Raw genomic sequence first — 12312 nt, forward strand, 5'->3', positions numbered from 1 at the left:
ATCAACGTCTAGATTTAGGAGATACCCAGAACTTGAGCACTCCCATGTCGTGAACGAGCCAGTTCATCAGTTCCTGCGAGTATTCAACGCGCTTCTTTCGCAGAACAATCACATGCTCATTGAGCGTTTCGGTTTCGACATGGAACACAAGTTCGCTACCGCCATTTTCTTCGAACGGTTCAAAGCGCTGCATGCCTTCTTCCAGTTTTTGAAGGAATTCCTCAGTCAGCATCAAGGAATCCAGGCTCACATGAACATACTTGACCATGCGTCCGCGGACATAGTCCAACTGGAAGACTTCCTCCACCGCAATCTGGAGTTCCTCTGTCAACTTGCGTTCCTTATCCCGCTTGTATTCCAGCAAACCCTTGACCAGAATACGGTCATCCCCAGAAATCTTGTCGCGGAAACGTTCCCAGTCGTCTTTCTTGAAGAACAGCTCGACTTCGCTGTGGAAGTCACGGATAACGCCGATACCGATGGCACCGCCACGTTTTGTGTCGATAGACTTCATCGAGGTGACTACGCCACCCACGATAACCGTACTCCCCACCTTGCGTTTCAGTTCGTCATACGCAAGCGAAGATGTCGTAAATCCCTGAAGTTCAGGGCGGAACTCGTTGAGCGGATGCCCCGAAAGGAACAGGCCCAGCACCTCGCGTTCCTTGTTGAGCATTTCCATATCGCCCCACGGCTCGGCATCTTCCAGAACCTCGGCCGTATTCGCCATGGATGCGCCTGCCCCGCCCAAATCAAACAGGGACATCTGTCCCACGGACTTGTCCTGCTGGTATTTGGCAGCCACCTCGATAGCGCGGTCCACTGTCGCCATGAGCACCGCGCGATTTCCCGGAAGGCAATCGAGAGCGCCCGCCATAATGAGGCATTCCAAGACCTTCTTACTCAGCGGAGGATGTTTCTCCTTGAAGCTGCCCTGATATTCGGCCACGCGCTTGCAAAAATCAAAAATATCCTTGTAAGGGCCGTGTTTCTCGCGTTCGGCCACCACATCCTCGACAACGGCGATACCCACGTTCCGGATTCCGCCCAGACCATAAAGAATATTGCCATCCTTGTCGGCCGAAAACACGCCGAGAGAGACGTTGATATTCGGGGAAAGCACCGGCACGCCGATGCGCTTACATTCCTGGATGATGGTGACGATATCTTCCGTCTTGCCCATCTTGGATGTCATGGACGCCGCCATGTATTCAGGGCCATAGTTCGCCTTGAGATACGCAGTCTGATAAGCCACGTACGCATAGGCGGCCGCATGGCTCTTGTTGAATGCGTATCCGCAGAACGGGAGCACGGCATCCCACACCTTCTGAATCAGAGCCTTGTCGTACCCCTTGTCGATACACTTCTGGAAAAATTCCGGCTGGAGTTTTTCCATCTTTTCGGGCATCTTCTTGGCCATGATACGGCGGATGTTGTCAGCGCCGCCCAGCGTGTAGCCTCCCAGCACCTGAGCAAGCTGCATCACCTGTTCCTGATAGACGATAACGCCGTAGGTTTCCGAAAGGATGGGGTTCAAGTCCGGATGGTAGCAGTCAATCTCTTCGTTGCCCAGCTTGCGCGCAATGAAGTGCGGAATCTGGTCGATAGGACCCGGACGGTAAAGCGCGTTCATAGCGATAAGGTCGCCAATACGGTTCGGCTTGAGTTCGCGCAAATACTTCTGCATACCCGGAGATTCAAACTGAAACACCGTGGTCGTCATGCCCTTGCCCAAAAGGTCGAACGTCTTCTTATCGTCGAGAGGGATATGCCCCATATCCAGGTCGATGCCACGATTCTTCTTGATCATGTTCACCGCATCCTGGATGATAGACAAGTTAATAAGGCCGAGGAAGTCCATCTTCAAGAGGCCGATCGTCTCGGAATAATGCTTGTCGTACATCACCACCGGGGTATCGGCGGGGGCAGCACGGTAAAGGGGAGCAAGGTTGTAGATGGGGGTCGGCGTAATCACCACGCCGCACGCATGCACGCCCGTCTGGCGCGGCAAATCTTCGAGTCGGAGCGCGATACTCCAGAGTTCCTGGTAGCGCGAATTGCCCTCGATCAACGCCCGAAGCGGTTCCGGGCTATAATCCGGAGCAACCGGGTTCCCTTTCTTGTCGAGGCCCGTCCAGGCATCGTTGAGGCTAAAGTTGAGCACGCGTTGCGGGAAACAGGCGATAATCTGGTCGGCTTCCGTATAATGGATGTCCAGAACTCGCGCCACATCCTTGATGACCTGCTTGGACTTGAGCATGCCGTAGGTAATAATCTGGCCCACACAGTCGGCACCATACTTGCGCGTCACATAATCGATGACGCGGCCGCGGTCACGGTCAGCAATGTCCGTATCGATATCGGGCATGGACACGCGTTCGGGGTTCAGGAATCTCTCGAAAAGGAGGCCAAACTTGAGCGGGTCGATGTCGGTAATGCCGATGATGTAGGTGACGAGCGAACCCGCCGCAGATCCACGTCCCGGTCCCACGGGAATTCCGTGTTCGCGCGACCAGTTGATAAAGTCCCACACGATGAGCAGGTAGCCAGCAACGTTCATGTTGCGGATACAGTTCAGTTCCTTGTACATGCGCTGGCCCACTTCGGTGTCATGCGTCGGGAACTTGAAATCTTCGTCAGGGAAACGCCATTTGAGGCGTTCGTTGCAGAGGTGGATGATGTAGATGTCGGAATCGGAGCCCGGCTTGCAATCCTTGGCCGTAGCCTTCGCGATGGCGGCCCGGTCCTCGTCGGTGAGGCTTTCCGCATCCTTCTCATTTTTCTCGCAATACTTCTTGAGCTGCTTTTCGTAGAAGGTGGGGTATTCCGCATCGTATTCGGCCTTCATGATGGCCTTGATTTCCTGGTATTCTTCCGAGGCCAGGAATTCCTTCGGAATTTCGAATCGGGGCCAAAAGTCGTCGCCGATACCCGTCACCACCTCGAAATTGCAGCGTTCCGCAATGGAAACCGTATTCTCGATGGCTCCTGGAATATGGCCGAAGAGTTCGCGCATCTCGGCTTCGGTGCGGAAATAGAACTTGTCGCTCGGAAAGCGCTTGTCTTCAAACGTCTTGAGCTTTTCGGTCAGGGCGATACAGCGGAGCGCCTTGTGCGCCTGAGCATCCTGCTGCTTGATGTAATGGACATCGCCCACGGCAACGATTCCGCGGCCAAGTTCCTCGGCCAGCCGCACGTTGAAATCGTTCACGCGCCCCTGCAGTTCGATTCCGTTGTTGCAAACCGAAAGGTAGAGGTGGTCTCGATCAAAAATCTTGTCGAGTTCGAACATGAAGTCGCGAGCAGGAGTTTCGCGGGCCGCCGCAACGTTCTGTCCATAACGGCTAAAGTAGTCTCCAGCAATAGCTATGAGGCCCGCCTTGTGTTCGGCGACGACGCTCAAAGGGACAGACGGAATCTCCGCCCAACGGTCCGATTCCTCATAACGGAAACTGACGATACGAAGCAGATTGTAATAGCCTTCCTTGTTCTCCACCAGGAGCGTCAGGCGTTCGTAAGTGGTCGTATCCTTCTGCGTCGAACCGGGAGAATCGACATAGACATGGCACCCCAGCACCGTCTTGATGGGCGGGAGCCCCTTTTCCTTGCGCTTCTTGTTCAGGGCCTTCCCGCGTTCCTGGAATTCCAGGATACCAAACATCGCGCCATGATCCGTCAACGCGACAGCCGGAGCGTTATCGGCCGCTGCGGCAGCAAAAATATCATCTAAGCGGGCGGACGACTGTAAAATCGAGAACTCGGAATGTACTTGGAGATGAACAAAAGCCATACCCGCAATTTAACAAAAAAGCACTTACAGGAACTCCTTCAAAATATCCCTTCATCAAAAATTGTATTTTTTACAACATGAAACGCGCACTTATTACAGGCATTACCGGCCAGGACGGTTCGTACCTGGCAGAATTTCTTCTCGAGAAGGGTTACGAAGTTTATGGGCTCGTCCGCCGCAAAAGCAAGCTCGACTTCAACAACGCCGAACACCTCAAGGGCAAAGTCACCTTCATCTTCGGCGACATGACCGACTCCGCATCGCTTTTGCGTGCCATGGAAATCGCGAAACCCGACGAGATATACAACCTCGCCGCGCAGTCCTTCGTGACCACCTCCTGGGAAACCCCGCTCTCCACCGCCGATATCAACGCCATCGGCGTCACGAAACTTTTGGAAGCGGTCCGCCTCGTGAAGCCCGACACCCGCGTTTACCAGGCATCGACCAGCGAGATGTTCGGCAAGGTGCAGGCTATCCCGCAGAACGAGACTACGCCTTTCTACCCGCGCAGCCCTTATGGAGTTTCCAAGCTCTACGGGCACTGGATTATCAAGAACTACCGCGAGAGCTACGGCATGTTCGCCTGCTCCGGCATCCTCTTCAACCACGAATCTGAACGCCGCGGCGCCGAATTCGTGACCCGAAAGATTACCATCGCTGTCGCAAAGATCAAGGCAGGCAAGCAGGACGTGCTTGAACTCGGGAACATGGACGCAAGCCGCGACTGGGGTCATAGCGCCGACTACGTGCGCGCCATGTGGCTCATGCTGCAGCAGCCCGAGGCCGACGACTTCGTGGTCGCCACCGGCAAGACGCATACCGTCCGCGAGTTCGTAACGCTCGCCTTCAAGGCCGCCGGAATGGAAATCGAATTCCACGGCAAGGGCGTCGACGAATACGCGACCCTCAAGGGTACCGACAAGGTAGTCGTGAAGGTGAACCCGCAGTTCTTCCGCCCCGCCGAAGTGGACCTGCTCATCGGCGACGCAAGCAAGGCGAAGAAGGTCCTTGGCTGGGAACCGCAAATCAGCTACGAAGAACTCGCGAAGCGCATGGTCGAAAGCGACATCAAGCTCCTTGCCGAAGGAAAGATTTGATGAAAGTCGTCATCGTCGGTGCAGCCGGATTCGTAGGCAAGTACCTTACCCGCGAGCTTGAAGCCGCAGGGCATAGCGTGGTGACCGCGGATCTCCCCGAGGTGAACCTGCAGAACGCGCCCCAGGTGGAAGCGCTCATTGAAGGAGCGAAACCCGACGCCATCGTGAATCTCGCCGCCATCAGTTCGGTAGGGGCCTCCTGGAAGTGCCCCGCCGATACCATCAGCGTGAACGTGAACGGAACGCTCAACCTGCTGGAAGCTATCCGCAAGCATGCGCCGCACGCAAAGACGCTTTTAATCGGGAGCGCCGAGGAATACGCCATTCCCGAAGGGAACAAGGCGCTCAAGGAAACGGACCCGCTCGAAGCGAGCAACCCCTACGGCATCTCGAAGATTGCGCAAGAAAACTTCGCACAGCTCTACCGCAAGAAATACGGCATGCAAATCGTGTGCACGCGCTCCTTCAACCACACCGGAGTCGGGCAGACGACAACGTTTGCGCTCCCGAGTTTCGTGAAGCAGGTCGCCGAAATCGACAAGTCGGGAAAGCCCGGCAAGATTCTCGTGGGGAACCTGAGCGCCTGGCGCGATTTCTCCGATGTGGAAGACGTCGTACATGTCTACCGCATGCTGCTCGAAAACGAAAACGAGTTCGACACCTACAACGTGGGCTCCGGAATCGCAAACAGGATCGAAGATTTGCTGAAAGACGTGATTCTAAAATTCACGCCTGCCGAAATTGAAATCGTCGTGGACCCCGAGAAGGTGCGCCCGGTAGAAACTCCATACCTGTGCGCCGACAACACCCGCATAAAGAAGTATTGGAAAGGCACCGACATACGCACGACCCTCAAGAAGATGTTTGACCACTTCAGGGCAGAGGCATAGGACTTGCATGGGTAACGCCCCGAAAATCGCGATAGACGCCCGCATGGTGAGTAGGTCCGGTATAGGCACCTGCATCCAACACTGGCTTCGCGACGTGGGCTACAGCGTAGCGCTCGGCGACCCGAAGGACCTCGATGCCTACGGCGAAGTGCCCACGCACATTCCATTCATCAGCGGCATCTACGGCTACAAGGAACAGCTCAAGTTCCCCTACTGCAAGTTGCGCAAGCAAAAGCCCGACGTTTTGCACATCCCGCACTGCAACGTACCGCTCTTTTACCGCGGGAAGATGATGGTGACGGTCCACGACCTCACCCACCTTGTGCACCCCGAGTTCTTGCCGATGAAGGTAGTGCACCTGTATTTCAAGTTCATCTTCTGGTTCATCTGCAAGCGCGCGAACCGCATTCTCGCGGATTCCGAAAGCACCAAGCGCGACCTTCTGCGGTTCTACAAGGCAGACGAATCGAAAATAACTGTTGTCCCGCTGGGTTACGGGAAGGAATTCGTCCGCAAGCCCAAGGAAGAATTTGAATACCTGTACGAGAAATTCAATATCCCGCGCGACAAGAAGATTCTTTTGTACGTCGGGAACTTGCTCCCCCACAAGAACCTGAACATGCTCCTGAAAGGTTTCGCCCGCATGCAGGGGAAAGAGAATTGCAGGCTCGTGCTTGTCGGCAAGGCATTCAGTGGCCGCACGCAGGACACCCGCGAAAAAGAACTTGGACTAGAAGGCCTCACAATACACGCCGGCATGGTCAGCCAGGAAGACCTCGTGAACTTCTACAACTTGGCCGACCTGTTCGTGCTGCCCTCGCTCTACGAAGGTTTCGGGCTCCCCGTACTCGAAGCATTCGCCTGCGGCACTCCCGTCGCCTGTTCCAACACGTCGTCACTCCCCGAAGTCGGCGGGAGCGTCGCAAAATACTTCGACCCGAAGGATGCCGAAAGCATTGCCCGCACATTGGAAAATTCCATCGACGACAAGGGCAAATACGATGGCGAAATCGATGCCTGGGTAAGCAAGTTCACGTGGGAATCGAGTGCCAGGCAAATTCGCGAAATTGCTACAGAGCTCGCCGCAGAAAAAGGTTAAGGGATGCAGCAGGGTTCGGCAAAAAAAATTCTTTCGAGCGTATTGAAGGCGGCCATCAGTATCGGTGGCCTCGCCTACATATTCTACAAGGTCCCGTTTGCCGATGTAAGCAACCACTGGACAGCGCAGGCACTCCCGTGGATTGGCGTCATCCTCTTCTGCACGCTGTTCAGCATGTTCATCCAGGCGAACCGCTGGCGCGGGCTTTTACTCGAAGAAGGCAAGAAAATCAGGTTCCGCACGTTCTACGCCTACATCGCGCTCGGATATTTTTTCAACAACCTGCTCCCCAGCGGATTCGGCGGGGATGCGGTCAAGACCATCGCATTCGGAAAGCGATTCGGGAACATGGCGAACTCGGTCGCGGCAGTCGCCATCTCTCGCGTGATGGGTCTCATCGCGATGTTCATCTGCTTCTTTGTAACACTCCCGTTCGTTATCGCCCGTTACGACATTCCCGCCATGTATACGGGCGCCGTATGTGCAGTCGCTCTCGTTTCCGTCCTCATCATTGTCGGCGGGCTATTTTCGGATAAAATAAGAATCCCTAAAAAAATCGCAGGGCGCATCCCGTTCCTGACAAAGTTGCAGGACGCCTTCTCCATTTACCGCAATTACAAAAAGGCGTTCTTCCTTTCGGGACTAGATTCTATCTGGCTGCAGATTTCGTCCATCGCCATCCATTACGCATACTTCCAGGCGGTAGGCGTTCCGGTAGATATCGCGACCATCACGGTGTTCATGACAATCACCATCACGGTTTCGATGCTCCCGATTTCAATAAACGGCATCGGTATCCGCGAAGGCGTAAATGTTAGTTTATTCACAGGCCTGCTCGGCATCCCCGCCGACATCGTCCTTGCCGCAGCACTCCTCGGATACATCCCCATGGTATTCCAGGCCGTGCAGGGGGCCGTGGTTTTCGGAGCCCTCGGGAAGCGAAAATAGACGCTTTATCTCCCAAAACTTGTTCTTAAACACCTTTTTCTGACGAAAAATAAGTTTTTTGTTCTCTTCACCTCCTTTTTTCTTATTTTTCTTTACAAACAAAAAAGGATGGACAACATGAAGTTATTGAAAAAAGCCTCCATATTCACATTCTGCACCCTGGCATATTTGACCGGGTGTTCCACCAACGATGATTCATCGCCCATAAGATCCAGGGATGATTCTTCAATCGAAGAACCCCAAGAAACCAACGTGGATGTCGTTGTCGGCTGCGAAGAAATCACGGACGAAGCGGACAAGGCCAAAATCGAAAAAATCAAGAGCGACCTTACCGATGTCTACTCCACCTTCGGGGATGGCGACCTGAGCAAGGCGCAAGAAATGAGCGCCGCGACAAAGTCCTCCATCGAGGCAATCCTCAAGAAGTATCCCGGTAACTGCGAAGCGCAGCTCGCCTACACGGCATCCATCATCTCGGATATCGCGAACAACAAGAAAATCAACAACCTGGTCGATACGCTGCTCGCCCGCACGGGTAAGCCCGGCGCATCGCTCTTCTCGCGCGACATGATGGGTTCTTCCGAGGTTTCCTTCAATCTCGCCTTCCATTCCACCGACGAACTTCGCGGCATTTTGGTAAGCGACGTTCAATCCACCATCGCAACCGCCATTCCGTCGCTGGATTCCTCCATCCGCTACATGACGAACATCGCAAACGACGACGCGTTCACCTGCACCTACACCATCGACGAGCGCGATGTTGAACTTGACCGCGGTGAATTCGCCCCGGTACTTGCCGCGTTGTACGCCGCCAAGGCGACACTCACGGCAGTTGTCAGCATTAACCTCGACATCGACGAGAACGGCAAATACGACTGGATTGATTCCCTTATGGAATTAGGCGCCAAGGTAAACTACTACGACAACCACGGTATCGAGCGCCTGTTCAAGTTTATCGGGAAAGACAGCAAGTTCACCTCTGTCCATGATTCCTGGAAAAAAGAATACAAGAACATCCCGAACATGATAGACAGCGCGATTAGCTACGTGCAGTTCGGCCTGCAGTACGGACTCGAAGAAGCAAAGAACGGCCTCAAGACCCAGGAAAACGACCTCTACATCGTGGGTGACGGCGAAGAAGCCGACCTGAGTACCGCCGACGCCCAGAAGATTATCGATTCCCTGAGCACCATCAAGACCCAGCTCCGTACCGGCTTCGACATCCCCTACGCCGAAGGCAAGACCATCAAGATCGCGCCCTACAAGTGGTTTGAAAACACCGACGGTATCCAGAAGTTCCTGCCGTACCACGTGGTGAACGACAAGTCCGAATGGGTGAACCCGGACGGCGGTTTCTACTGGTCCGAAGACCTGGAATACCATGCTTACGCCCAGAGGTTCATGCAGGGTTACGTGGCCCAGGAATACTACAAGTTCAACCCCAACATTGAAAGCAACCAAGTCAGCGGATGGGAAGACGACGAGACCTCGGGAACAATCTTCATGGATGTCTACGAACCTGAACGTATCGAAGCAGAAATCGGCTACGTTGCTGACGGTTGCAAGATCAAGTTCGTCGTCAACAGCTACGTGGAAGGCGACCCCTGGGCCATGATTAATAGCGACGAGCCAATAACAAAAACCGAATGGAAGATTCCTGACGTGACGCTCCCCGCAGGAATGTGCAAGGACGACAAGGGCACCATCAAGTACGCCGTCGCCTTCTACGAGAACGAGGTTCCCAACTTCGGGTACTTTACCGACAAGGACGGCAACAAGACCGAGACTATCCAGGGCCTCCTCAACGGCAAGATGGTCGATTCCGAAATCGAGAAGTACACCTTCGAAGACCTCCGCAAGTTCATCATCTTCCCCGATGTCACGTTCGGTGGCATTTTCCCCGACATGACCGTAGACTCCTTCTGGGATGAATTCATCAAGGGCGCCATCGACGACGACTTCGACGAATACTACGAAGATGAAGAAGACTGGGACGAACAAGAAAACGAATTCGCCATTGATTAATCAACAGTGAAAGCAATCTTCAAATCACTATGCGCCATAGGCTTGACAAGTCTCCTTGCAACGCCATTGGCGTATGGTGAAACAAAAGGCCTCGCCCACTGCGGCGGGCTTTTTTTGCTGGATACCGATACCAAAGAACTGAGCGGTACTTTCTGCAATGTCGCGGACACGGCACATTCCGACAAGTATTCCGTTTTCGCCTCGTTTTCGCATTACCGCATAGACGGGCTCTGGAAAGACGGCTGGGAACTTTCTTTAAGCAGCAACCGCACGCTCGGTTCGGCGGGTATCCAGGCCGACTTTCGGAACATTACTTTCTCCGTAGCGGCAAGTGGCCTGCCGGCGCTAAAATCAAGCGTCACCATACACACTGCGGATTCTTCGCTGTACGCGACAGCACTTGTCGAGCGCGGAGCTCCGGACCTTGCGACCATCCACTGGGAATCCGAAAACGAAAACGACGAGGTCCACCTGATCGAAGGCGACTGGAATTCGCAATACCTGCGCAAGGGATTTACAGCCGGAGCAAGGTTTGCAGGCAACGAACTTGCCGCAGGCCTGCAGCACATCGGCACGACTCCGTACAACGCAAAGCGGGAATACTTTATCAAGGATTCCTCGCGCATCTGGCTCTGGAACGCCCAATACGCGCACCATTTCGAAACGAGCAAGCTCGATTTCTACTATGCGGGAATTTCTGCCGACGTGAACATTTTCGGGAACACCTGGCGCGACAACAGCACCAAGCGTTTCATGTTCGTCCCGCTAGACGCAAGCCTGCATTACGGCAGTATTCAGTGGGAAAAGGAGACCTTCGGGCTCGATGCACGCGGCATCAAGGCCGATATTCACATGGAGCGGAACAAGAAACGGTTCTTCGAGACGTTCGCCCCGAACCGCCTGCTTCCCGTGTCCATCATGCAGACGCTTTCGTTCTCATTCTTGCAGAAGAACTTCCTGGTGGATGCAGACATCGACCTTTCCGCAGTTACGCTGGGAGGGCACGTTAACCCGCAATTCGAAATCACGACGCACACGAAGGTTTCCCCGCGTATCGACTTGCACGGATACTACACCTACGACGAAATCGAGGTCGACAAGACATCTTCGACAACATCTTTCATTGGCTACAGCGCGCAGAATGAATCCTGGTCGTGGATGCTCGAGAGCTACGGGCTCGTCGCCGGGCTCGGGATTACGCTGGAGCGCGAAACCCAGGGAATTCTCCGCAATCTTTCGCTTTTCGCCAGCGCGACGCAAATCGTCCCGTTCAAGACGGACTATACCGAGCGCACGGAAACTCCATCTGACAAAAACAAAAACGCCGGACTTGAATCCGGCAAGATTTTCCGAAATGGGTTTGCCGCCCACTTCGGCGCATCAATCAGTTTCTAGGGTTTTAACCCCAGACTTCGGTCTTGAGCTCGCGACCCCACATGTCCTTGAGCACGTCTTCGACTTTTTTGCCTTCGAAGAGGAGCGCGTGGACGGAGTTCACGATAGGCATCTCGACACCGAGCTTGTCGGCGAGCGCCTTGGTGCTCTTGCAGGTGGGCACGCCTTCGGCCACCATCTTCATGCCGGCGAGAACCTGCTCGATGGTTTCGCCACGCCCGATGTGTTCACCCACGTAGCGGTTGCGGCTATGCTGCGAGAGGCAGGTCACGATGAGGTCGCCCATGCCGGCGAGGCCCGCAAACGTTTCGGACTTTGCACCGAGAGCCTTGCCCAGGCGGCACATTTCGGCCTGGCCGCGGGTAAGGAGGGCTGCACGCGTGTTGTCGCCAATCTTGTACTTGCCGCTCGCCTCGAGCCCGTAGAGCACGCCAGAGGCAATTGCAATCACGTTCTTCACAGAACCGCAGAGTTCCACGCCCACGATGTCGGTAGAACTGTAAACGCGCAGGTAAGAGCAGCTCATCACCTTCTGCACGAGCTTCGCGGATTCCTCGTTCACGCAGGCGGCCACAATCGCGGTAAGGATATGGCGGCTCACTTCTTCGGCATGCGAAGGCCCGCTGAAGGCGACCATCTTGTCGTCGGTGAGCCACGGCACGTTCGAGAGCAGCACTTCGCTCATCAGCTGGTTCGTACCTTCGAGAATGCCCTTGGTAGCGCAGACAACGATGGGTTCCTTGCCCTTCGCCGGAGTCCACTTGCCCAGGTTCTTCGCGACTCCACCCATGAACTGCGACGGCACCACGATAAGCACCATGTCGCAACCATCGAGAGCGGCATTCATGTCGGTCGTGTACTTGAAATCCGCCGGGAAGATTACGCCGGGGAGTTTGTCCTTGTACTGATGCTCCGTCGAAAGCAGATCGACTTCGGCCTGCGAGTTTGTCCAGAACGAAACTTCGCACTTATTTTCATAGACCACCTGACCGAGAGTCAGGCCCCAACCACCAGTTCCAAGTACAGTTACTTTCATGATAAAAATCCTTTTTTCAACAATCTACAATA

General features: G+C 54.6%; 8 protein-coding genes. 6 read left to right on the forward strand and 2 right to left on the reverse strand.

The features are described from left to right. Nucleotide 1: 1 nt before the first annotated feature. The gene (gene dnaE, locus B2952_RS09650) at nt 2-3790 is read right to left on the reverse strand and encodes a DNA polymerase III subunit alpha (RefSeq protein ID WP_290734949.1); all 3789 of its coding nucleotides are present in this window, start codon (nt 3788-3790) and stop codon (nt 2-4) included. Nucleotides 3791-3867: 77 nt separating this feature from the next. Here dnaE and gmd point away from each other — a divergent pair, with 77 nt between their 5' ends. From gmd to B2952_RS09680, 6 genes are all read left to right on the forward strand, one after another. Continuing rightward, a complete protein-coding gene (gene gmd / locus B2952_RS09655) occupies nt 3868-4887 on the forward strand; it encodes a GDP-mannose 4,6-dehydratase (RefSeq protein ID WP_173365301.1) in 1020 nt (339 codons plus the stop codon). Then, on the forward strand, nt 4887-5777 hold the full coding sequence (locus B2952_RS09660) for a GDP-mannose 4,6-dehydratase (protein ID WP_290723430.1): 891 nt from the start codon (nt 4887-4889) through the stop codon (nt 5775-5777). The genes gmd and B2952_RS09660 overlap by 1 nt, the downstream gene beginning before the upstream one ends. Before the next feature lie 7 nt (nt 5778-5784). Next, nucleotides 5785-6876, forward strand: a complete 1092-nt coding sequence (locus B2952_RS09665; protein ID WP_290731966.1) for a glycosyltransferase family 4 protein — start codon at nt 5785-5787, stop codon at nt 6874-6876. Between the two features lie 3 nt (nt 6877-6879). Then, nucleotides 6880-7824, forward strand: a complete 945-nt coding sequence (locus B2952_RS09670; protein WP_290723433.1) for a lysylphosphatidylglycerol synthase transmembrane domain-containing protein — start codon at nt 6880-6882, stop codon at nt 7822-7824. Nucleotides 7825-7941: 117 nt separating this feature from the next. Continuing rightward, complete coding sequence (locus tag B2952_RS09675) at nt 7942-9849, forward strand: hypothetical protein (RefSeq protein ID WP_290731969.1); 1908 nt, start codon at nt 7942-7944, stop codon at nt 9847-9849. Nucleotides 9850-9963: 114 nt separating this feature from the next. Next, on the forward strand, nt 9964-11244 hold the full coding sequence (locus B2952_RS09680; RefSeq protein ID WP_290731972.1) for a hypothetical protein: 1281 nt from the start codon (nt 9964-9966) through the stop codon (nt 11242-11244). A gap of 4 nt (nt 11245-11248) precedes the next feature. Here B2952_RS09680 and B2952_RS09685 read toward each other — a convergent pair whose 3' ends face one another. Next, entirely contained in the window at nt 11249-12280 is a 1032-nt protein-coding gene (locus tag B2952_RS09685; protein WP_290731975.1) for an NAD(P)H-dependent glycerol-3-phosphate dehydrogenase, read from the reverse strand. Nucleotides 12281-12312 lie beyond the last annotated feature (32 nt).

This window comes from Fibrobacter sp. UBA7003 (genome assembly GCA_002449765.1).
Taxonomy (GTDB): Bacteria; Fibrobacterota; Fibrobacteria; order Fibrobacterales; family Fibrobacteraceae; genus Fibrobacter.

Bases quoted from the DNA above. Each gene is read 5' to 3' on its own strand.
- B2952_RS09675 (WP_290731969.1), top strand. From the start codon at position 7,942: ATGAAGTTATTGAAAAAAGCCTCCATATTCACATTCTGCACCCTGGCA.
- B2952_RS09660 (WP_290723430.1), top strand. From the start codon at position 4,887: ATGAAAGTCGTCATCGTCGGTGCAGCCGGATTCGTAGGCAAGTACCTT.
- dnaE (WP_290734949.1), bottom strand. From the start codon at position 3,790: ATGGCTTTTGTTCATCTCCAAGTACATTCCGAGTTCTCGATTTTACAG.
- B2952_RS09670 (WP_290723433.1), top strand. From the start codon at position 6,880: ATGCAGCAGGGTTCGGCAAAAAAAATTCTTTCGAGCGTATTGAAGGCG.
- B2952_RS09665 (WP_290731966.1), top strand. From the start codon at position 5,785: ATGGGTAACGCCCCGAAAATCGCGATAGACGCCCGCATGGTGAGTAGG.
- B2952_RS09685 (WP_290731975.1), bottom strand. From the start codon at position 12,280: ATGAAAGTAACTGTACTTGGAACTGGTGGTTGGGGCCTGACTCTCGGT.
- gmd (WP_173365301.1), top strand. From the start codon at position 3,868: ATGAAACGCGCACTTATTACAGGCATTACCGGCCAGGACGGTTCGTAC.